The 19,308-nt window shown below is 54.1% G+C and carries 23 protein-coding genes and 1 pseudogene; 14 read left to right on the plus strand and 10 right to left on the minus strand.

The window, feature by feature from the left end; genetic code table 11:
• Positions 1–98: 98 nt before the first annotated feature.
• Positions 99–572 carry a hypothetical protein gene (locus Q0683_RS02440; protein ID WP_298612715.1) on the minus strand — a complete coding sequence of 158 codons (474 nt, stop codon included), beginning with the start codon at positions 570–572 and terminating at the stop codon, positions 99–101.
• Between the two features lie 185 nt (positions 573–757).
• Here Q0683_RS02440 and Q0683_RS02445 point away from each other — a divergent pair, with 185 nt between their 5' ends.
• The 6 genes and pseudogenes from Q0683_RS02445 to Q0683_RS11010 all read left to right on the plus strand — a co-directional run.
• Positions 758–2,209 (plus strand): ATP-dependent DNA helicase RecQ, encoded by a 1,452-nt coding sequence (locus tag Q0683_RS02445; protein WP_298612713.1) that lies wholly within the window; start codon positions 758–760, stop codon positions 2,207–2,209.
• A 117-nt stretch (positions 2,210–2,326) separates the two neighbouring features.
• The gene (locus Q0683_RS02450) at positions 2,327–3,025 is read left to right on the plus strand and encodes an FxLYD domain-containing protein (protein WP_298612709.1); all 699 of its coding nucleotides are present in this window, start codon (positions 2,327–2,329) and stop codon (positions 3,023–3,025) included.
• A 34-nt stretch (positions 3,026–3,059) separates the two neighbouring features.
• Entirely contained in the window at positions 3,060–3,845 is a 786-nt protein-coding gene (locus Q0683_RS02455) for an HAD family hydrolase (RefSeq protein WP_298976139.1), read from the plus strand.
• Positions 3,846–3,907: 62 nt separating this feature from the next.
• Complete coding sequence (locus tag Q0683_RS02460) at positions 3,908–4,189, plus strand: hypothetical protein (protein WP_298976140.1); 282 nt, start codon at positions 3,908–3,910, stop codon at positions 4,187–4,189.
• A 148-nt stretch (positions 4,190–4,337) separates the two neighbouring features.
• Positions 4,338–4,904 (plus strand): DUF2808 domain-containing protein, encoded by a 567-nt coding sequence (locus tag Q0683_RS02465; RefSeq protein ID WP_298976142.1) that lies wholly within the window; start codon positions 4,338–4,340, stop codon positions 4,902–4,904.
• 166 nt (positions 4,905–5,070) lie between these two features.
• A pseudogene (locus tag Q0683_RS11010) lies at positions 5,071–5,232 on the plus strand (1-acyl-sn-glycerol-3-phosphate acyltransferase); the annotation flags it as partial.
• 130 nt (positions 5,233–5,362) lie between these two features.
• Here Q0683_RS11010 and Q0683_RS02470 read toward each other — a convergent pair.
• Both Q0683_RS02470 and hslO read right to left on the minus strand, forming a co-directional pair.
• A complete protein-coding gene (locus tag Q0683_RS02470; protein WP_298612697.1) occupies positions 5,363–6,736 on the minus strand; it encodes a 1-acyl-sn-glycerol-3-phosphate acyltransferase in 1,374 nt (457 codons plus the stop codon).
• Positions 6,737–6,761: 25 nt separating this feature from the next.
• Entirely contained in the window at positions 6,762–7,661 is a 900-nt protein-coding gene (gene hslO / locus Q0683_RS02475; protein ID WP_298612695.1) for an Hsp33 family molecular chaperone HslO, read from the minus strand.
• A 166-nt stretch (positions 7,662–7,827) separates the two neighbouring features.
• Here hslO and mazG point away from each other — a divergent pair, with 166 nt between their 5' ends.
• Entirely contained in the window at positions 7,828–8,922 is a 1,095-nt protein-coding gene (gene mazG, locus Q0683_RS02480; RefSeq protein ID WP_366142717.1) for a nucleoside triphosphate pyrophosphohydrolase, read from the plus strand.
• Here mazG and Q0683_RS02485 read toward each other — a convergent pair.
• The 3 genes from Q0683_RS02485 to trxA are packed head-to-tail and all read right to left on the minus strand — an operon-like array spanning position 8,919 to position 11,230.
• On the minus strand, positions 8,919–10,664 hold the full coding sequence (locus Q0683_RS02485) for an ABC transporter substrate-binding protein (protein WP_298612693.1): 1,746 nt from the start codon (positions 10,662–10,664) through the stop codon (positions 8,919–8,921). The genes mazG and Q0683_RS02485 overlap by 4 nt on opposite strands.
• The gene (gene thiS, locus Q0683_RS02490; RefSeq protein WP_298612690.1) at positions 10,664–10,885 is read right to left on the minus strand and encodes a sulfur carrier protein ThiS; all 222 of its coding nucleotides are present in this window, start codon (positions 10,883–10,885) and stop codon (positions 10,664–10,666) included. Before thiS ends, Q0683_RS02485 begins: the two co-directional genes overlap by 1 nt.
• A 21-nt stretch (positions 10,886–10,906) precedes the next feature.
• The gene (gene trxA / locus Q0683_RS02495; protein WP_298612687.1) at positions 10,907–11,230 is read right to left on the minus strand and encodes a thioredoxin; all 324 of its coding nucleotides are present in this window, start codon (positions 11,228–11,230) and stop codon (positions 10,907–10,909) included.
• A 203-nt stretch (positions 11,231–11,433) separates the two neighbouring features.
• Between trxA and Q0683_RS02500 the strand changes: the two genes are divergently transcribed.
• The 3 genes from Q0683_RS02500 (at position 11,434) to speY (ending at position 13,610) form a co-directional block, all read left to right on the plus strand.
• Entirely contained in the window at positions 11,434–11,553 is a 120-nt protein-coding gene (locus Q0683_RS02500) for a photosystem I protein PsaX (protein WP_366142510.1), read from the plus strand.
• Positions 11,554–12,115: 562 nt separating this feature from the next.
• Positions 12,116–12,247 (plus strand): hypothetical protein, encoded by a 132-nt coding sequence (locus tag Q0683_RS02505; protein WP_255451698.1) that lies wholly within the window; start codon positions 12,116–12,118, stop codon positions 12,245–12,247.
• A 199-nt stretch (positions 12,248–12,446) separates the two neighbouring features.
• Positions 12,447–13,610, plus strand: coding sequence for a homospermidine biosynthesis protein (gene speY, locus Q0683_RS02510; protein ID WP_298612678.1), 1,164 nt, complete (start codon positions 12,447–12,449; stop codon positions 13,608–13,610).
• Here speY and Q0683_RS02515 read toward each other — a convergent pair.
• Together Q0683_RS02515 and Q0683_RS02520 are read right to left on the minus strand one after the other, a co-directional pair.
• Positions 13,607–14,353, minus strand: a complete 747-nt coding sequence (locus Q0683_RS02515) for a metal ABC transporter ATP-binding protein (protein WP_298612675.1) — start codon at positions 14,351–14,353, stop codon at positions 13,607–13,609. The genes speY and Q0683_RS02515 overlap by 4 nt on opposite strands.
• A complete protein-coding gene (locus tag Q0683_RS02520; RefSeq protein ID WP_298612672.1) occupies positions 14,350–15,288 on the minus strand; it encodes a metal ABC transporter substrate-binding protein in 939 nt (312 codons plus the stop codon). Before Q0683_RS02520 ends, Q0683_RS02515 begins: the two co-directional genes overlap by 4 nt.
• Positions 15,289–15,411: 123 nt before the next feature.
• Here Q0683_RS02520 and Q0683_RS02525 point away from each other — a divergent pair, with 123 nt between their 5' ends.
• From Q0683_RS02525 to Q0683_RS02540, 4 genes are read left to right on the plus strand one after another with little or no spacing between them, the layout of a single operon-like run.
• Positions 15,412–16,521 (plus strand): peptidylprolyl isomerase, encoded by a 1,110-nt coding sequence (locus Q0683_RS02525; protein WP_298612669.1) that lies wholly within the window; start codon positions 15,412–15,414, stop codon positions 16,519–16,521.
• 38 nt (positions 16,522–16,559) lie between these two features.
• Positions 16,560–17,021: a pentapeptide repeat-containing protein gene (locus tag Q0683_RS02530; RefSeq protein WP_298976148.1), complete on the plus strand. Its 462-nt coding sequence runs from the start codon at positions 16,560–16,562 to the stop codon at positions 17,019–17,021.
• Between the two features lie 3 nt (positions 17,022–17,024).
• Positions 17,025–17,177 carry a hypothetical protein gene (locus tag Q0683_RS02535; protein ID WP_298612662.1) on the plus strand — a complete coding sequence of 51 codons (153 nt, stop codon included), beginning with the start codon at positions 17,025–17,027 and terminating at the stop codon, positions 17,175–17,177.
• Positions 17,170–18,246 carry an Era-like GTP-binding protein gene (locus tag Q0683_RS02540; protein ID WP_298617330.1) on the plus strand — a complete coding sequence of 359 codons (1,077 nt, stop codon included), beginning with the start codon at positions 17,170–17,172 and terminating at the stop codon, positions 18,244–18,246. The genes Q0683_RS02535 and Q0683_RS02540 overlap by 8 nt, the downstream gene beginning before the upstream one ends.
• Here the strand turns inward: Q0683_RS02540 and dcd are convergent.
• Both dcd and Q0683_RS02550 read right to left on the minus strand, forming a co-directional pair.
• Positions 18,213–18,794, minus strand: a complete 582-nt coding sequence (gene dcd / locus Q0683_RS02545; RefSeq protein ID WP_298612656.1) for a dCTP deaminase — start codon at positions 18,792–18,794, stop codon at positions 18,213–18,215. The two genes, Q0683_RS02540 and dcd, sit on opposite strands and share 34 nt — an antisense overlap.
• Positions 18,795–18,920: 126 nt before the next feature.
• Positions 18,921–19,184, minus strand: a complete 264-nt coding sequence (locus tag Q0683_RS02550) for a hypothetical protein (protein ID WP_298976151.1) — start codon at positions 19,182–19,184, stop codon at positions 18,921–18,923.
• Positions 19,185–19,308: the final 124 nt, after the last annotated feature.

Consider the following 19,308-nt stretch of genomic DNA (forward strand, 5'->3'; position numbering starts at 1 on the left):
AGAACTCCATAGCAGGTGCCATAGTTTTTCGGCGATCGGCCGTTCAAGTCCTAAAAAAGGGGGCGCTGCCCCCCATTGCTAACTTTATCCCACAAGTTTCAATACAGCGCACGTACTGGTGGAGGCGGCACGACTGCAGGGGGGGGTGGGGGGGTAAACAAGGGCTGCTGCGGGGGGGGTAGTGGTGACTCTACCATCAAATTGCAAGGAAAGGGCGTGCCATACATCGAGGTGCAGAAGGGACTATCGAGATCGCGGGTGCGGATAGGGGGTTGACTACTTTGCTGATACCAGGCATCGGTGGAGAGATAGTTGATTCGCCGCGCCCGATGAATGATGTCATTATCGCGATAGGTGGGCGCACCGAACACAAAAGAAGCATCGCCAGCGATCGACTCATCCTGCCAGTACCCTTGACTGCCATCAACGCGTTCAAAAGCTTGGGGCAAGGTAGGCTGAGTTATAGGCAATTGTTGGGGATCAATGGGTTGGCGGCGGCTTTGGGCAGTTGCCGGAGCGACCATCGCTGCCAGCATTGCCACGCATACCAGCGGCACAAGTTTCATGCCCATAGGTTTATCTCCATAAGCGTTTTACACTTCGGCAACAGTGACAGGTCTAAAAGCCCCTAGGCATCATAGAGTGTCTTGCTTAAAATTATTCTAAATTGACTCTTCTAGCTATCCCTAGGAGACTGTGCCGCTTTTTGGGCAACAGTTGGATTGCTCGAAAATTGGTTCCCAGCTTGAGCCGGTGAATGTCCGATACCCATTTGGCGGCCATACGGGCTGCGATGCGCCAATACTGGGGCTATTCTGAGTTGCGATCGCCCCAAGCCGAGGTGATGACAGCACTCTTACAACGGCGGGATGCCTTAATCGTCCTCCCCACCGGAGCGGGCAAAAGTCTCTGCTTTCAGTTGCCAGCACTCCTTCAAGGGGGATTGACGCTGGTGATCTCGCCGCTGCTTGCGCTCATGGAAAATCAAGTGGGGGAATTGCGGCAACGGGGTCTTGCTGCCGCAGCCTACCATAGTGAACTGCCCAGCAGTCAACGACGTCAGATTCTCTCACATCTTAGGGACTACCGTTTGCTCTATCTCTCCCCAGAGTCGCTATTTTCTAACCCCCTTTGGCAACACCTCTGTTCATCCCAGGTGTGGCTCAATGGCTTGATTGTGGATGAAGCCCATTGCCTTGTCCAGTGGGGCGATCGCTTTCGGCCGGTCTATCGGCGCTTAGGAACAGTGCGACCTGCTCTGCGTCAATGCAAACCGCACCACCCACGGCTGGCGATCGCTGCTTTTACGGCCACTGCCGATTCCAATGCCCAACGCATCCTCATTGAGGTTTTAGGTCTAGAGCAGCCTGTGCAGATCATTCACAGCCCCTATCGTGCCAATCTCCATTTAACTGTACGTTCTGTGTGGAGTCGGGGGTATCGCCGCCATTGCCTCCAGCAATTTCTCAAGCAGCAGGGGAAAACCTCTGGATTGATCTATGCCCGCACCCGCCGCGACTGTGAGACCCTAGCCACTTGGCTACAGGAGCAGGGATACCGCACCACCCCTTACCATGGCGGACTGCCAGCAGCACAGCGACGCCAAATTGAGACGGATTGGCTGCAGGACAAACTCCCCTTTGTGGTCTGTACCAATGCCTTTGGTATGGGGGTCAATAAACCCAATGTGCGTTGGATCTGCCACTATCAACCGCCCCTGCAACTCAGTGAATATCTCCAAGAGGTAGGACGCGCTGGGCGAGATGGTCAGCCGGCTCAAGCCCTAGCTCTGGTGAGCGATCGCTGGGGTTTGGATCGCGAAGATCAACAGCGTTGGCAGTTTTTTCAGCGCCACAGTCAAGACACTTACAATCGCGCCATGGCACTTCAGGCGTCTCTGCCCCTCAGGGGCAATCTTCAACAACTGCGGCAACAGTGGCCTGAGGTGGAATTAACATTGGCACTCCTGCATCAACAGGGTGCCCTGCGCTGGCAGGATCCCTTTCACTATTGCCGTCAACCCCTAACACAGGTGCCACCCCTGCCCAAAGCGACGCAGGAACAATTAATGCAAGAGTTTCTCTACTACCGCGGCTGCCGCTGGCGGTTTCTCCTCCAAGCCTTTGGTTTTGCCCCTGAGGCAGCCGAATGGCGTTGTGGTCATTGCGATCGCTGTGAGCAGCTCACCAAGGCCGGTAAACCACGGTGAATTCACAAATTTGCTTCATAGAACTTTGTGTACACTGGCACATAGGGCGGTACCGCTACCGCTTCCCAAAGGCTTCGCAGAAGGCGATTCTATTGCTACACACTAGGGGTTGCGGACATGGGGCTACTACAAGTTGAGCAAATTCGCGAAACACTTCAGGATGTGCTTTCAGAACACGCCGTTGTTGTCCAAGTAAATCAGTTTCGCAACCAATTAAACATTGTTTTGAACAAACCCCCCGGCACTGTTGCCCATTATTCTGCCTTAGTGAATCTTCTCAAGTCGCGCTTGGGACAGTTTCACCTAGATGACATTGCCCGCATTAAAATTATTGGCCGCATTCAAGGTTCGCCTAAACCTGATTGGGAAGAGGTCATCGATCTGCGCCTGCCTAACCCAGCTCTAGCTACCCCTGTATATGCTTCCTCAGCTCCTTGGGTGGTGGCGATCGCCGCCGGAGTTGTGAGTTTACTGGTGATCTTTAGCTACCATCTCGGTCGGTGGCAGCAACAACAACGGATGCAGCAGTTGATTGGTGGTAGCCTTACGCAACAGGGCGTAACCATGGCGGACTTCAAGTGGCATATTGAGGGGGGAGCACCGTTTATTGTGGGTGTTCTCAAAAACTACAGTGAAGAGCAGTTTCGCATGGTTCAGGCAGATTTTGAACTCTTGGATAAGGGGGGGCAGCAGGTCGGAGCCGTCTCAGTACAGGTCTATGGCCTTGGCCCTGAGGAAACATGGCATTTCCGTGAACCAGTCACCAATGATCAAGCAGTGCGAGCACGACTGGTAAAATTACAGTCATTCCATTAATTTTTCCCCGTAGAGGGATGGATGATGGCTCCCCATGGCTGATCTGAAAGCCCTGATTTTTGATGTGGATGGTACCCTGGCCGATACCGAGCGGGATGGCCATCGCGTTGCCTTCAATAAAGCCTTTGCGGCGGCGGGTCTGGATTGGGAGTGGGATGTTCCCCTCTATGGCCAACTGCTGGCGGTGGCAGGGGGCAAGGAGCGGATCAAGTATTATCTGGATCGTTTTCGCCCCGATTGGCCCCGTCCGCAAAATTTGGATGCCCTGATTGCCGATTTGCACAAGGCCAAAACCCGCTACTATACGGAGTTATTGGCGGAAGGAGCCATTCCTCTGCGACCGGGGGTAAAACGATTGCTGACCGAAGCCCGTGAAGTAGGATTCCGTTTGGCGATCGCTACCACCACCACCCCCGCCAATGTTACCGCCCTCCTTGAAAATGCCCTTGCTCCTGATGGTGTGAGTTGGTTTGAGATGATTGCCGCCGGGGATGTTGTGCCCGCAAAGAAACCTGCGCCTGATATTTACTTCTACACCCTTGAGAAAATGTGCCTCTCACCGCAGGAGTGCCTTGCCTTTGAGGATTCGGCCAATGGGATTCAGGCAGCCACTGCGAGTGGTCTAGCAACCATTATCACGATCACCGACTACACCAAGGATCATGACTTTCGCGATGCAGCACTTGTCTTGGATTGCCTAGGGGAACCCGACTACCCCTTTCAAGTGATCCGCGGTGAGGTGGGCTGGACAACCTATGTGGATGTGCCCCTGTTGCGATCGCTCCATCGGCAGTGGACTAGCGCGTTGAGGCAGCGATAATTTTCTAGTCAGAGCATTTTACAGTGAATATTACTCCCCGTGTTTGAGGAAGAAGGAGCACAATGTACACAATTGATTTGATCCTCCGTCATGTTCCCATGCCCGTCAGCATTGAGCGCAAGGAAAGTGCGGCAGCAACGGCAGTCTATCAACAAATTCAGCAGGCCATGGCCACCGGTACCCCGACTGTCCTCGAACTGACGTGCGATCGCCAGGTGGGCAAGAAGTTAACTGTGCTTACCTCAGAAATTGTGGCGGTGCAAATGACCGATAAGGATGCCCTCTCCAATGTGACCAGTCGTGGTGGGTTCTTTGCTCAACTTGTGCAGCAGCCCAGAAACTAGGGAAAGAGCCTCGTAAAGTTTAACTTTTCTTTGCAATGGTGTATTTTTGCCGTTAGGATACTAAGCAGACTAATCCGTAGGGGAACGTTGAGCGACTCCTCCCCGTCTGAAGGTTAGGTAGCTGTGGTGTGTCGTAATAGGGTTATCTATGGTGAAACGTTTCCTGCCGGCTCTTATGGTCTTGGGGTGTAGCCTTGGTCTTGTGACCCCAGCCCTTGTGCGTGCCCAATCAAATCAAGGGTTTACGTTTACATGGGGAGAAGGCCCCAGTGGACGGCAGCAGTTGCAATACCACTTGGATTATGGGACGCCCGGTTTCATGGGCGATCGCTATTGGCTGCGCCTTGGTCAGCAAAAAGTAGCTATTAACCGCATTAACATCACCTACCCTGACTACTACAACGGCATTATTGATCCCAAGGGAATTGAGGTCAGAGTGGGGGGCAGTCGAGGGAATAGCTTTTTCCAATTTCGGCGCGAGCTAGGCAGAAAAATTAACCTAGCGGAGGTAACGGTGGATCGGGATAACCGCGTCATTGACATCGTGCCAGCAGAAGTGATTCCCGCTGGGGAACCTGTTCAAATCATTCTCAACAATGTACGCAACCCCAACCATGGCGGCATGTTCTACTTCAATGCACGCATTGGCTCGCCTGGGGATATTCCCTTGATGCGCTATGTGGGCACTTGGATTCTCAGTATTGCCAATAATTAACTGAAGCTTAATTTGCTAATTTGTAAACCGGTTTGACATCCCTGGCCAGATTGGGGTCTCGCCCTAGTCTTGTGCTCATGTGTCACAGCCGGCTCACCCTTCACGCCTGAGGCGACATGCTGCCAAATCCCCATTGCCCCACATTTCCCCTCTCTTCACCGCATTGATGTACCGTTTGCTGGGGGATATTCTCCTACAGCGGTATTTTCGTCACCTTGAGGTGCAAGTGCCTAAAGGGGGTCCGGTAATCTGAGCACCCACCCATCGTGCCCGTTGGGATGCCCTCATTATTCCCTGCGTCACCGGGCGGCGGGGAAGCGGGCGCGATTGATACTGTGATGTGACCTGCCCGAAACATGCTGCCCAACAACCGATGAGTAATCTTTTCGGGGCACTGCAGCGGCTTCAAGAGGGGCGATCGCGCCTGGGTTTGACTTGAACCTTCGCTTTGAATCCGTCTAAGAATCTGTGGGGACAATCAGGGCTTCAAATTGTTGGCGAATCTGATCGGTGACTTCCTTTACAGCTTGTCGTGCCCCTTGGCGATCGCGACGATACAAAGACCAATAGTTCTGCAAATTGAGGGGTTCTCCGACGCTGACGCGCACTTGCCGCTGTCCCACCAGGCGGTTCACGTTGGGACTTTTTCCTTCCAGCCAATCGAAGGTGCGCCAGAGGATTAGCACAATGTCCGCGAAGCGGTTGATTGTCAGTTTTTCCCGCACATAGCTCCCGGTAACCGAGGTAAAACGCTCTGCAAGACGCATATGGCGTAATCGCACATTGGCTTCCTGTGCCAACCAATTGGCTAAACAGCGTTCTACGGAGGACAGTTGTGCCAAGTCAGCGCGGAACATGCGTTCCCAAGCGGCCTGCTCAATCCGCCGACAGCGGCTGGCAAAGTCTTCACTGGGTTTAAGACCAAAATAGGACTCTGCTACCGCAAGGGCACTGTTGAGAAGTCGCTGAATTCGTGCCGCTAATTCTGCATTGGCAGAATCAAGGGGTGGCAGTTCGGGAAACGCTTGGCGATAGGAGGTGGCATAAAAGGTCTCTAAGCGATCTAAAAGGTACGTCGCCAAATTCAGGAGGCGACCGTAGAGATCCTCGGGCTGGGCACTGTGAGAACTTGCAGGGCAGCCAAGGCGGTTCTCCAGTTGTGCCATCAGCATTGCCATGCGTTCCCACGAAGGCTGAATGAGGGTGTATTGAATGCCAATCGGCAGAATGACCACGGGGAGCGATCGCCCGGCCTTGGTCAAGTCTTCCAGACACCAAAACCCCAGTTGCGCCACGCCCGGCTCCAAGGGAGCCACTAGTTCGTTGTGTTCATTCGTTGCCCCCTCCGGAGCTGCTGCTAGGGGAAATTGTCCCTCCAGCAGTAATTCTCGTGCCGATCGCAGGGCTTGGCTGTCGAGCTTACCGCGCATGATTGAAATCCCCCCTAGCCGTGAAAAGAGCCAGCCAATCTGTTGCCCTGCCCAGAGGGGAATCCCGCGATCGTAGAGAAAATAACCATTTGTGGGGGGGCGCAGCCGAAGACCCAACCGGCGGGCTGTTTGCGGCAGGAGATGCCACATCAAGTAGCCCATCACCAAAGGATCATCTGTACAGGGATGCCGAAAGGCAATGAGGAGTCGTACCTTTCCCTGCTGAAACTGCTCATAATAGTGGGCAAGGGTTTCCACATTCACCCCTTCCACCCGCTTGAGACCTAAGCCATAGCGGATATAAAAGGGCAGGAGTCGCGCCACTGTCCACCAAACAGGATAGCTAAATCGTTGAGGTAGAAAATGCAAAGGGGGTTGGGCAGTCGCAACCACACCGGACATGACGCAAACTCCTCAGATACAACGGCTAGACTGAGGCAGTGGCCAACTCCGCAATCAACTGCTCCAACATCGGCCGATCCGCCCAATAGACGGCATTACAGAACTGACAGGTGGCTTCTGCCTTCGCCTCTGTGGCTAGGATATCCCTTAATTCTGCCTCCCCTAGGAGCTTGAGTGCCGCTAGCATCCGTTCGTGGGAACAGCCACAGTGGAACCGCACCATTTGCCGCTGGGGAAGGATTTGCAGATCCATATCCCCCAGCAGTTCCTGAAAAATATCCGGCAGGGTTTGCCCTGCTTGGAGCAGCGGTGTAAAGCCCTTGAGATTGGCCACCCGTTCTTCCAGGGTCGCGATGAGGTGTTCATCCTTGGCAGCTTTAGGCAGCACCTGCAACATCAGCCCCCCGGCGGCAGTCACTCCAGCCTCTTCAACAAAAACGCCCAACATCAGGGCTGAGGGGGTTTGCTCTGAGGTGGCAAGGTAGTAGGTGACATCTTCTGCAATTTCTCCGGAGACCAGTTCCACGGTGCTGGAGTAGGGATAGCCATAGCCCAGATCATGGATGACGTAGAGATAACCTTGGTGGCCAACCGCCGCCCCCACATCTAGTTTGCCCTTAGCATTGGGGGGAAGTTCAACCCTGGGATACTGCACATAGCCGCGAACCGTGCCATCGGCGCCGGCATCAGCGAAAATCGTTCCTAGGGGGCCATTGCCTTGAATGCGCACATTCACCCGTGCTTGGGGCTGTTTGAAACTAGAGGCGAGAATTAAGCCAGCGGCCATGGTGCGTCCTAAAGCAGCCGTGGCAACGTAGGAGAGTTGGTGGCGTTTGCGGGCTTCATCAGTCAGTTGAGTGGTGATCACCCCCACGGCACGGATACCTTCAGCCGCAGCCGTTGCTCGCAAAAGAAAATCTGCCATGATTAACCTAAAGAAACGTTTCTTTACACTTAGTCTAAATCCTTCCTTTCGTTTTACTCCAAAGGCGGTGGATTGCAGACAAAGCAGAGAAGCCCCCTAGCATTAATGTCAGAAAATTGGCGATGATAAGCAAACAACCGTGATCCAGCGTCTAGTGATTTCTCCTATGGCTATGCCCCTAACTGTTTTGTCAGCGGCAACTGTTTTGGCAGAGGCAACAGACTTATCTCAGGGAGGCTTGATTACAGAAATTCCGACGCTGGCGATCGCCCACCGCTTGGCACAACACCTGCGCCGCCACTGGCCTTTGGAAACACCCTTAACACTCATTGATGCCGAACACCACAGTACGAGCCTGACGCTGGGGGAATTGGCAGAACTGACGGAGGCCACCTGCCCGCTCCAACTCTATGTGCCACCCCCTATGCCAGAAGCCCTGGTGCAATTTCAGCGCTTAATTGATGTAGTGCGCGAACTGCGCCATCCTGAGCGGGGCTGCCCCTGGGATTTACAGCAAACACCCACCAGTCTCATTCCCTACGTTCTGGAGGAAGCCTATGAAGTTGTCCATGCGCTGCAAGAGGGCGACAAAGGGGCGATCGCCGAAGAGTTGGGGGATCTGCTGCTGCAAGTGGTTCTCCAGAGTCAACTGGCCGAGGAAGCCAAGCAATTTACGCTCGCCCAAGTCATTCAAGGAATTACCGATAAACTCATCCGCCGCCATCCCCATGTCTTTGGCGACCTCCACCTGAGCACCCCTCAAGAGGTGCGCGCCCAATGGGAGCAGATCAAAGCCTCTGAAAAAGGCAGTGAGGAATCTGTCCCGCTAAGTCAAAAGCTGCAACGCTACGCCCGTACACTCCCCCCCCTAATGGCGGGTATGAAAATTGGGGAGCGAGCCAGTCGCGCCGGTTTAGATTGGCCAACCATTAGTGGTGCATGGGAGAAATTTTATGAGGAGTTAGCGGAGTTTCAGGAAGCACTCCTCCAGGGAAATGCAGAGCAACAAACCGCCGAACTGGGGGATTTACTCTTTAGTGTGATTAACCTTGCCCGCTGGTGCCAACTGGATCCCATCAACGCCCTACAGCAGACCTACCAACGCTTTATCCAACGCTTGGAGTGCATTGAGGCGAGGATTGATCGCCCCCTTGAAACCTACACCCTAGAGGAACTCGAAGCCCTCTGGCAACAGGCCAAGGCACAGTTGGCCACAGAAAACAAGCCGAGCGAACTGCCAACGGAGTCTGAAGAGGCTTAATCCGCTGCCATTTGCACTTTAAGCTCATCGAGGTTCCACAGGGCACCGCCCAGTGCCGTAGGATTTGCCCCCACCACATGATTGCGAAAGGCGGTGAGGGAGAGGGGATTGACCAAGTAGATAAAGGGGAGATATTCCTGAGCAAGTCGTTGCGCTTCGGCGTAAATTTGCTTACGGCGTTCCAAGTCCAACTCCTGCGCCCCTTGGATGTAGAGATCACTGATCCGCTGCTCCCAGTCAGCAATAACCCGACCCGTAATTGGCGGTTGATTGGGGGCGGGCTGCTGATTGAACGTATGCAACAGGCCATCCACCCGCCAGATATTGGCACCGCTGTTGGGTTCATTGCCACCGCCCGTAAAACCGAGAATATGGGCTTCCCACTCTAGGGAGTTGGAGAGGCGATCCACGAGGGTGCCAAAGGCCAAAAACTGCAAATCCACCTGCATGCCGATCGCCCCCAAGTCCTGCTGAATTTGCGTCGCAATCGCCTCACGGATTTTGTTGCCCGCATTCGTTATCAGGGAAAACCGGACACGATTCCCCTTAGCGTCAAAGAGGCGTCCTTGATTGTCGTAGCGAAAGCCTGCTTCTTGCAGTAATGCCTTGGCTTTGGCCACATCGTAGCTGTAGGTGGGCAGCCCCTGCTCAGGAGAGAAGTAAAAGGGGCTTTGGACTGGAATAGTGGAATGTTGGGGAGCGCCTAGACCTTGGTAGATGTTGTTAATCATCCGCTGGCGATCGAGGGCATAGGCTACGGCTCGACGAAACCGCACATCGTTAAACCACTCGGACTTTACTGGATCCACCAGTGGCTTGCCATTGCGGCGACCGCGATTGAGATTAAAGCAAAGAAACAGGGTGTTGGGACTAGGGCCACTATTGTAGATGCGAAACTGGCCGCGCTTTTCTTCCCGCTTGAGAAGGGAGAACATCTCCGGCGTGACGGCAAATAAATCTAGACTGCCTGAGCGAAATTGCAGCAGGGCGGTGTCGGTGGATTCCACAATTTGCCAAATAAAACGTTCCAGATGGGGCAGGGGCGATCGCCAGTAGAAGGGATTGCGTCGAAAAATCAGCCGCTGGCTATTCACATAGCGATCCATCACAAAGGGACCATTGCCGACAATTTGCCGCGGGTCTGTGTCTGTGCCCCACATCGAGAGAAACTTCAAGCGCCCCTGGCTATCCCGTTCCCGTACCGCGTCCCGCAGCAGATGCGCAGGCAAAATGGGCAAGCCGGTATTGCGTAGAAACGGTGCAAAGGGTTCCGGTAGCCTAAATGTTACTTGGCGATCGCCTTGCGCAGTGACTTCAGGCAGCAGTCCTTTCTGGCCAATGCGGAGAATATCACGGCTACTCGTGGGAATTTCTGGATTGAAATAAATCTGGTTGTAGGTGAAGACCACATCTTCACTGGTGAGGGGCGCCCCGTCTGACCACTTTAGATTTGGCTTGAGTTGAAAAATAATTTCGCGGGTTTCTGGCTTAATTTCCCAAGACTCCGCAAGGGCAGGTTCCAGTTCACCCGTGAGGCCGTTTTCTTGAACTAACCCTGTGTAGAGGTAACCAAAGACATTGGGAGATTCCTGACTCAGGGCGTAGTTAAAGGTTTTCGGGTCTGAGGTAACCGCAGTAACTAACTGGTTGCCGCGCGGCGTAATCAGGCTAGCACAGTTCCCCAGGCTGAGGAGGCACAGCACAACCAGCAGCGCAATTAGCGGCCACCGCCACCAGCGCATTAGCCACCGCCGACAATGGTTACAATTTCCAAGCGATCGCCCGCCTGCACAGAGGTAGTTTCCCAAAACTGCCGATGTAAAATTTCACCATTGTATTCAATGGCAACAAGGCGGGGATGAATGTTGAGGAGATCGCAAAGTTCTGGAATTGTGAGCGATCGCCTCAGGGTGTGAGGAGTGCCGTTGACATAGATGACGATCGCTGAGTCAACCGAAACCATAGCAGCAGTGGCCAATTTACCCTAGAGAAACTGCTGAAGCGTCGCTTCAATTTTTGTTTTTGGCACAGCACCCACTAGAATATCCACCTTTTGGCCACCCTTGAAAATCATCAGGGTCGGGATGCTGCGAATGCCGAAGTCGGTCGCCACCTTGGAATTTTCGTCCGTATTGACTTTGACAACCTTAACTCTGCCCTGATATTCATTGGCGATCTCATCAATAACGGGTGCCACCATGCGGCACGGCCCACACCACGGTGCCCAGAAATCCACCAATACAGGAATATCGCTATTTAATACTTCTTCTTCAAAGGTGGCATCGGTAACAGACAATGCACTCGACATAAGCCAAAATTCCTATAACGAACCAGCGGCCTTAAAAATATACTCTAACAATCTTTCGCCCCCTTGGAAGCGGCGAATTAAATTTGTTCAGGCTCAACGCTTCCCGCTTTGCCCGCAATGACCGTAGTATAGCATGTTGCCACACCTATTCGGAGCAGGCGATCGCCGTAGCGTATAATAGGGTTGCCCTTGTCCAGAAAAGGATGTTGACTATGGCAACAAAATCTGCAAAACCCACCTATGCGTTCCGTACCTTTTGGGCAGTCCTACTACTGGCCATTAACTTCTTGGTTGCTGCCTACTACTTTGGCATCCTCAAGTAGCCCTTAATTATCCTGCCGTTAACCTAGGGGGCTGCCAGCCCCCACCCCTAAACTTTGCCGTCACTGGCGCAAGTTGTTTCCTTTTCATTTAATCAGCTTTCCCGAAGGGAAGCAGGAGCATCTTCAATGTAGCCTCTCCCTGAGCGGATTGCAACCCCCTGTTCCGAGGGATGCCTTGCAAGGGGGGGTAAATTATTTTCTACGAGGTAACTAAAAATGCTCAAACCCGCTCCCAGAGAGACTCCGGCGGATCCAACGCAAAAATCAGGGGTTTGCCCACCTGAATAGATCCGTCGGCAAAGAAAAATCCACCGTGAGAAGGCTAGTAACGCTGTTTCAAGAATGTGAAAACCGACCAAAGCCCTGTAAACCAGCTGGCAATGACGAGGCTCAAGAAAATTCCCCCCGGCAGCATTGTCAGCCAACCGATTCCCCGCAAAAGGTAGAGAATGAGGAAGATGCTGAAGCAAGCAGCAAAAGCATAATAGGCAACGCGCACGGCAAATTGGGTAACGAAGTGCTATAGTGATCTCGTAATCTAAGGGCATGGGACTTGTCAACAGTGAAACAATTGACGTTGATGGGTTATCCCAACATCACCACTTGGTATCTCGAAATGGGGTTGCGCCAGCGGCGAGCAGCCATCCCTGCACTCTCGGTTGTGGATAATTGCGAAGGGCCGAGTATGAGCTGATCGGCCTGCAAGTGTTCACCTCTGTGTGAACTGGGTCGATCAGAAGTGCTGAGCGTGTTAATCACTGTTATTGCCCTTCAAGTTTTTGACAACTCAAACCAACCCCACACTCTTCAGCGGGTTAGGTCATGCTCTGGTGAGGAACGTTCCTGCCTGAGCGGCTCTAGCTGCTGGGGAATTAGCTTGCGAGGAACGACCGATGTCTGCATTTGCTACCCCCATTACCCCTGCACCCATTCCCGACAACATCAGCTTAACAGAACTGATTGATAAGTACTTTACGGCCTACAACTCGGCACGCTTGCGGGAAATCTGCCAACTGCTAAGCCAGCGGGTTTTCCAGCCGGAGGTGACGGTTGGCCTCAGCCTCTCAGGGGCGATGACCCCCACGGGGTTGGGTATTTCAGCCTTGGCACCTTTAGTGCGCGCAGGTTTCATTGATTACATCATTAGCACTGGGGCAAACCTCTACCACGATATTCACTATGCCCTTGGCATGGATCTCTATGCGGCGCATCCTTTTGTGGATGATGTGCAACTGCGCAAGGAAAGCAAAATCCGCATCTATGACATTATCTTTGACTACGATGTGCTCCTTGAAACCGATGCCTTTTTGCGGCAGGTGCTGCGCAGTGAAACGTTCCAACGCCGCATGGGCACAGCCGAGTTTCACTACCACCTAGGGCGCTATGTTCGGGAACTAGAAATGCAGCGGGGGCAAGCCCATTCCTGTTTACTGGCAACGGCCTATGAGTGTGGCGTGCCCATTTACACCTCGTCCCCCGGCGATAGCTCCATTGGCATGAATGTGGCGGCGATCGCCCTTGAAGGCTCAAAACTCATCATTGACCCCGCCATTGATGTTAACGAAACTGCCGCCATTGCCTACTTTGCCCGCGAAGCCGCTGAGGGACATGGCAAGAGTGCTGCTCTCATTATCGGTGGGGGGAGTCCGAAAAACTTCCTGCTGCAAACCCAGCCGCAAATCCACGAAGTCTTGGGGCTAGAGGAACGGGGGCACGATTACTTTATCCAGATTACCGATGCCCGTCCGGATACAGGTGGCCTCTCAGGAGCCGTGCCCAGTGAAGCCGTCAGTTGGGGCAAGGTGGATCCCCAAGGGCTGCGGGATGCGGTGGTCTGCTATACCGATAGCACGATTGCTCTGCCCATTCTCACTGCCTACTGCCTCAATCGCTGTCAACCCCGTCCCCACAAACGACTCTACGATCGGCGGCAGGAAATGGTGGAACGCCTGCAGCAACTCTATCTGCAAGCGCAACTTCAGCACAAGGTGAAAGAGCTGCCCACTGAAGTGCCTCTCGCCACCTATCCCTGTGGCACGCCAATTCGCCGGGGTTAGTCCCAGCGGGGGGGGATCCTCAAGGATCCCTCGAAGGCGCGGGCGAGATTTTCAGGCGTAAACACCTCACGGGTGCGGCCATAGGCCAAGATGCTGCGGTTTACCAGCACCACCTGATCACAAAAGGTGCTCACGGAGGAAAGATCATGGGTGGAAAGGAGAATCGTGTGCCCTTTCTGCCGCTCCGCCATGAGGAGATCGATCATCAGTTTCTCCGTTTTCACATCCACGCCCGCAAAGGGTTCATCCAACAGCAACACCTGGGCTTCTTGGGCAAAGGCACGGGCAAGGAACATCCGTTTCTTTTGGCCGCCGGAGAGTTCGCCAATTTGGCGGTGGCGCAAAGGCCACAGTTCCACCTGCTCTAGGCTTTCGCGTACTCGCCGGCGATCGCTGGCTCGCGGTTGGCGCAGCCAATTCATCTTGCCATAGCGCCCCATCATCACCACATCCCAAACCCGCAGAGGGAACTGCCAATCTACATCTTCACTTTGGGGCACATAGGCCACAAGGGACTGCCGTTGCACCTGTTGTCGGGGTAATCCATGAATGCGCACCTGACCTCGAATCGGCTTGACAAACCCCATGATTGCCTTGAAAAGGGTGGATTTGCCAGCACCATTCATGCCCACCACCCCACAGATCGTGCCGGCAGGCAGTTGCAGCGTTGCGCCATAGAGGGCGACATGGCGATGATAGGCCACCGTCACCTCTTCTAAATCAATGGCAGGGCTAGAAATCATGAGGCTGTCCTCTCGGTGAGACCGTTAATCAGGGTGTTGATGTTGTACTTGAGCAAGTCAAGGTAGGTGGGGGCATTGCCCTCAGGGGGTGACAGGGAATCCACATAGAAAATGCCAGCAAATGTCGCGCCAGACTCCCGTGCCACCTGTTGTTGGGGAGCGGCATTGACGGTACTTTCGCAAAAGACCGCGGGAATCTGTTTCCGCCGCACCATGTCAATCACCCGCGTCATCTGGCGGGGCGTCCCCTCCTGCTCGGCGTTTAGGGGCCAAAGGTACACTTCCTTCAGGTCGTAGTCCCGCGCAAGATAGGAAAAAGCGCCTTCACAGGTGACGATGTAGCGTTTGTCGGCGGGAAGGGCAGTGAGGGCTTGCCGTAGCTGTTGATCTAGGGCGCGAATTTGGGCTTTGTAGGCTGCGGCGTTGGCGGCATAGGTCTCGGCGCCGGCGGGATCTAGGGCTGTCAGGGCTTTGCGAATGTTCTCAACATAGATCAAGGCATTTTGGGGCGACATCCACGCATGGGGATTGGCTTGACCGCGGTAGGCACCCTCTTGAATGGGAATGGGGGTAATGCCTTCTGTAAGCGTAATGCGGGGAACATTGGGCAGACTGCTGTAGAAGCGATCGCCCCAGCGTTCGAGGCCAAGGCCATTTTCTAAAATCAGAGCCGCTTGCTGTCCTCGCACAAGGTCACTGGGGGTAAATTCATAGCTGTGGACTTCAGTCCCCGGTTTCATTAGGGACTCCACCCGCAGGCGATCGCCCGCCACCTGCTGCGCCATATCCGCCAGCACCGTGAACGTGGTCAGGACTAAGGGATGTTCATCCCTATTGGGTTGAGTTGGAGGGGTTGCTTGGCGATTCTCCGGCCTAGGGGCTGTACACCCCCCCAGCAAGAGAACTCCCACCAGTAACCAACTCAGACCACGCATAATTAGCAATCTTTCATGATCATTTCATAATTTTTAACCTAGCATAGAATATAAAGGAAAAGCTCTCCCTTGGAGGGCGATCGCCCCGTCCGATACACTGAGGGGAGACAGTGATGGGAAGAAATGGTGAAACGACGCACACGCTGGCCAGTGCCTCTGGTGATACTTCTTTTCTGGTTGGGCACCTTCCTGCTGCCACCCTTGGGGATCGCGCTGCCCGTTGAACAGCCCTTAATTGCTGCCTTGCCCCAGGGGAATGCCATTACCGATCCCAAAGCATTGCTGCGTTGGGCCTTACCGATTGACAATCCAACGGTACGAGAACTGCAAAAGGATCTAGAACAAATTTCTTTTTGGGTACGGGGCAAGCAGTGGTCAAAAATTGCCAACAATGTCAGCAAAGCGAAAGCTATTATTCGCGATCGCGCCGATGAACTCCTCAGCAGTATTCCTGCGGAGAAGCAAGAAGCGGCCAAAGCCCTGTTGGCGGAGTTAGAGACCGCCCTTGAGACGCTCCAAGAAGCCGCCAAAGCCAAAGATCGCAGCCAACTCTTGCCCGCCAAAGCGGCCGCCCTCGACAAGGTGGGGGACTTGGAGGCCATGATGGTACAACACTTTAGCTACACACCGCCCAAGGGCTATGAAAACCTGCCGCGATTGCTGGGTCGTGCCACCGTGGAAATGGAAACCACCAAGGGCAACCTCACGATTGTTGTGGATGGCTACAGCGCTCCTCTGACTGCTGGCAACTTTGTGGACTTGGTGCAACGCCACTTCTACGATGGCTTGCCCTTTACCCGTGCGGAGGAATCCTACGTGCTGCAAGCAGGGGATCCGCCGGGGCCGGAGGTGGGTTTTGTTGATCCCAAAACCAATCAATACCGCACTATTCCCCTTGAAATTCTGGTGGAGGGCGACAAGTATCCCCTCTATGGGACTACCCTTGAAGATGCAGGGCGTTACCTAGAACACCCCGTGCTCCCCTTTTCCGCCTATGGCACCGTTGCCTTGGCTCGTCCCGCTGACGATCCCAATGGCGGCTCGTCGCAATTTTTCTTTTTGCTCTTTGAGCCTGAACTGACGCCCGCCGGGCTAAATCTTTTAGATGGTCGCTATGCTGTCTTTGGCTATGTGGTAGAGGGGCAAGAAACTCTGCGACAATTGCGCCAAGGGGATAAGATTCTCTCGGCCAAGGTGGTGGAGGGTCTAGAAAATCTGGTGCAGCCTGCCTAGGTTAGGATGTTCGTTATAGACGCCGTTGAGAGAGTGTGATGATTGCTAAGGTGGCTTCTGCCCTTTTCCTGCTCCTGATCGGTGCGCCTGCTTGGGCCGCTAATCCTGCCCATTTAGAACAGCTACGCCGCACGGGCAACTGCCCCAACTGTGATCTCAGCTATGCCCACTTGCGGGGTCGGAATCTGCAGGGCGCCGATCTGCGGGGCGCCAACCTCAATGCCGCCAATTTACGCGGTGCTAACCTCAGCGGTGGCAACCTCAGCGGTGCCATTCTCAATAACGCGGATCTGACAGGGGCTAATCTGACAAATGCCAACCTCACGGGGGCAAGTTTGCTGATCACCCGTTTGGATCGCGCGATTCTTGTGGGGACGCAGCTAAAGGATGCAGTGCTGGGGGGGCGCGATCGCCTAGCACGGGTACAGACATTGAGGAATGCCACCTTGCCCAATGGTCAAAAGGCCCTCTTTTTAGAAGAACCGCCTCGCCGTCGCTAGCCTATGGAGATTGCGATCGCCAGCTTTATCCTCCTCTTTCTGCTCACTGAAGCCGTATTGCACCTGCAACAGTGGGTAATTCCATTACCGGTGGTTCTCATTGCTGCTGTTGCTTTAGTGGTGGCCTCTAACTGGTCGCTCTTCCGCCGTGAGTAGCCTCCCCCTCCTCGATGTAACGGCCAAATGTCTAGAGGAGCTGATCGCGTGGCATCAGGCACACCATCCGCAATTGAGTGCCCAATGGCAGTCCCTTTATGATCTGCGCGATCGCCTCCAGCAGCGGGCATGGCACATTGTTGTCCTTGGTCAAGTGAGCCGCGGCAAGTCCGCCCTTTTGAATGCCCTCTATGGGGAAGCGATTTTTCCGGTGGGCGCCATTCCTGGAACGACTCAATGGCCGCGAACGGTTCGCTGGCACTGTCCGGATCAAATCGTCGATCTTACAGACACTCCCGGTCTTGATGAAGTGGCCGGTAGCCAGCGGGAAGACATGGCATGGAGGGTGGTTGAGACGGCCGATCTTGTCCTTTTTGTCACCCAAGAAAATCTCACTCCTGTCGAATGCCAAGCCCGCGATCGCCTGAACACCCTTGGCATTCCCTACAAGCTTATTTTCACCAAGACGGATCTCTACCCACCAAGGGCCGAAGGGATTGCTGTGAGCAGCACAACGGGTCAGGGCATTCCAGAACTGCGCCAGCTTCTCCAACAGTGGTTACAACAGGAAGCCCCCCGCGCCCGTGCCCAGCGAATTCTCCACCAAGCCAGTCAAGTTGAGCAGAGTCTGGGAGCGGCTCTGGGCACTCAAGACACGTCGGCATGGTCTTGGTTAGCCGTACAGGTGGCGGGTAGCCTGCTGCTGCCGGGGGGATTTTTCGATGTAGGACTAGCGATGATCAGCACCCTTGCCTACATCCGCAAAGCGTGCCAAGTCTATGCCCTGCCCTTTCCCCTGCCGGCTTTTGCGAGTCTGAGTCAGTTTGTCTTGTTGTGGTATGCGGCAATTTATCTCTCCAGTTGGCAGGGCTTGACCTTTGGCAGTGAACTCTGGGGAGTCAATACCACCGTCTTCCTGCAGGGGGGAGTCATCTTCTGGGGCTATCAACAAATTCGCCGCCGACTGCATCCCTACCTTCAGCAAGGCTACCAATGGGGCTACTGCGGCCCCCAGCGACTGTTGCAGCAACTAACTCAAACTCGCGCCAATGTAACTGCCTCCGGCTGATCTTGGTATTTGCCCCGCCGTGTTTCATAACTCACATCGCAGGGTTCGCCCTCAAAAAAGAGCAACTGCACGACCCCCTCATTGGCGTAGATGCGACAGTCGGCACTAGAGGAATTCGAGAATTCCAACGTCAAGTGGCCACGCCAGCCCGCTTCTGCCGGTGTCAAGTTGGCAATAATCCCCGCGCGGGCATAGGAGCTTTTACCAATACACAGCACCGTGACATTTTCCGGCACCTGTAGGCGTTCTAGGGCCACCCCAAGGCCATAGGAATGGGCGGGCAAAATGAAAAAAGCACCATTGGCATCCTCATGCAGAGGCACAGACTCCAGATTTGCCGGGTTAAAGTTTTTAGGATCCACTACTGTTCCCGGCACATGGCGAAAGATACGAAACTCCTTAGGGCTGAGGCGAATATCATAGCCGTAGGAAGAAAGACCAAAGCTAATCACCGGCTGCTCCGCCACGCGCCGCACAAGGGCGGGTTCAAAGGGCTGAATCATACCCTGGGCAGCCATGGCCCGAATCCAGACGTCGTTTTTAATCATTGCGCTGCCGCAACCGCATAAACAACCAATGTATATTACAGTCCTTTTCCTATAGAGAGAACACACTCAACACAAAGCCTGTTTGCATTGGCGCAGGGCTAAACCTTAAGGCATCGCCTCATGCTATTAACGCTTTGCTTCCCGCTGACCCCAGCGATAGCCCAGTTCAAAGCAAAGCAAGGAATTGAGGACATAAATCCCCACTGCGGTTAACCAGCGCCATCCCTGACCCATCTCTGGCCGCAGCCACGGTAATAGGATCAACCCAACAGCGAGACTAACCAGAAAACCGAGACCCGTTCCCGCTGCTATTACCTGCTTGATAAACAACCCTCCCAGTTCTAGGCTGTTGGGCAACTCGCGGCGAAATAGCCAAAAATAAAACTGCATCAGGAAGAAATGCGGCCAGATTAGTAGGAAAATGACCCCAAGTAATAGATTGGAGAATAGGCCTCTCACTCTCTAGAAAATCCCAGAAGCAATAGGGGTACTGTGCCCCAGTATAGCGGGGAGG

The organism is uncultured Thermosynechococcus sp., from assembly GCF_938074695.1.
GTDB lineage: Bacteria > Cyanobacteriota > Cyanobacteriia > Thermosynechococcales > Thermosynechococcaceae > Thermosynechococcus.

What these genes read in the sequence shown, in the direction of transcription:
- trxA (WP_298612687.1), bottom strand. Translation starts at nt 11,230, where the DNA reads ATGTCGAGTGCATTGTCTGTTACCGATGCCACCTTTGAAGAAGAAGTA.
- Q0683_RS02460 (WP_298976140.1), top strand. Translation starts at nt 3,908, where the DNA reads ATGTACACAATTGATTTGATCCTCCGTCATGTTCCCATGCCCGTCAGC.
- Q0683_RS02515 (WP_298612675.1), bottom strand. Translation starts at nt 14,353, where the DNA reads ATGATTTCTAGCCCTGCCATTGATTTAGAAGAGGTGACGGTGGCCTAT.
- Q0683_RS02530 (WP_298976148.1), top strand. Translation starts at nt 16,560, where the DNA reads ATGATTGCTAAGGTGGCTTCTGCCCTTTTCCTGCTCCTGATCGGTGCG.
- thiS (WP_298612690.1), bottom strand. Translation starts at nt 10,885, where the DNA reads ATGGTTTCGGTTGACTCAGCGATCGTCATCTATGTCAACGGCACTCCT.
- Q0683_RS02445 (WP_298612713.1), top strand. Translation starts at nt 758, where the DNA reads ATGTCCGATACCCATTTGGCGGCCATACGGGCTGCGATGCGCCAATAC.
- Q0683_RS02550 (WP_298976151.1), bottom strand. Translation starts at nt 19,184, where the DNA reads ATGCAGTTTTATTTTTGGCTATTTCGCCGCGAGTTGCCCAACAGCCTA.
- speY (WP_298612678.1), top strand. Translation starts at nt 12,447, where the DNA reads ATGTCTGCATTTGCTACCCCCATTACCCCTGCACCCATTCCCGACAAC.
- mazG (WP_366142717.1), top strand. Translation starts at nt 7,828, where the DNA reads ATGGCTATGCCCCTAACTGTTTTGTCAGCGGCAACTGTTTTGGCAGAG.
- Q0683_RS02440 (WP_298612715.1), bottom strand. Translation starts at nt 572, where the DNA reads ATGGGCATGAAACTTGTGCCGCTGGTATGCGTGGCAATGCTGGCAGCG.
- hslO (WP_298612695.1), bottom strand. Translation starts at nt 7,661, where the DNA reads ATGGCAGATTTTCTTTTGCGAGCAACGGCTGCGGCTGAAGGTATCCGT.
- dcd (WP_298612656.1), bottom strand. Translation starts at nt 18,794, where the DNA reads ATGATTAAAAACGACGTCTGGATTCGGGCCATGGCTGCCCAGGGTATG.
- Q0683_RS02500 (WP_366142510.1), top strand. Translation starts at nt 11,434, where the DNA reads ATGTTGACTATGGCAACAAAATCTGCAAAACCCACCTATGCGTTCCGT.
- Q0683_RS02465 (WP_298976142.1), top strand. Translation starts at nt 4,338, where the DNA reads ATGGTGAAACGTTTCCTGCCGGCTCTTATGGTCTTGGGGTGTAGCCTT.
- Q0683_RS02450 (WP_298612709.1), top strand. Translation starts at nt 2,327, where the DNA reads ATGGGGCTACTACAAGTTGAGCAAATTCGCGAAACACTTCAGGATGTG.
- Q0683_RS02520 (WP_298612672.1), bottom strand. Translation starts at nt 15,288, where the DNA reads ATGCGTGGTCTGAGTTGGTTACTGGTGGGAGTTCTCTTGCTGGGGGGG.
- Q0683_RS02535 (WP_298612662.1), top strand. Translation starts at nt 17,025, where the DNA reads ATGGAGATTGCGATCGCCAGCTTTATCCTCCTCTTTCTGCTCACTGAA.
- Q0683_RS02470 (WP_298612697.1), bottom strand. Translation starts at nt 6,736, where the DNA reads ATGTCCGGTGTGGTTGCGACTGCCCAACCCCCTTTGCATTTTCTACCT.
- Q0683_RS02455 (WP_298976139.1), top strand. Translation starts at nt 3,060, where the DNA reads ATGGCTGATCTGAAAGCCCTGATTTTTGATGTGGATGGTACCCTGGCC.
- Q0683_RS02485 (WP_298612693.1), bottom strand. Translation starts at nt 10,664, where the DNA reads ATGCGCTGGTGGCGGTGGCCGCTAATTGCGCTGCTGGTTGTGCTGTGC.
- Q0683_RS02525 (WP_298612669.1), top strand. Translation starts at nt 15,412, where the DNA reads ATGGTGAAACGACGCACACGCTGGCCAGTGCCTCTGGTGATACTTCTT.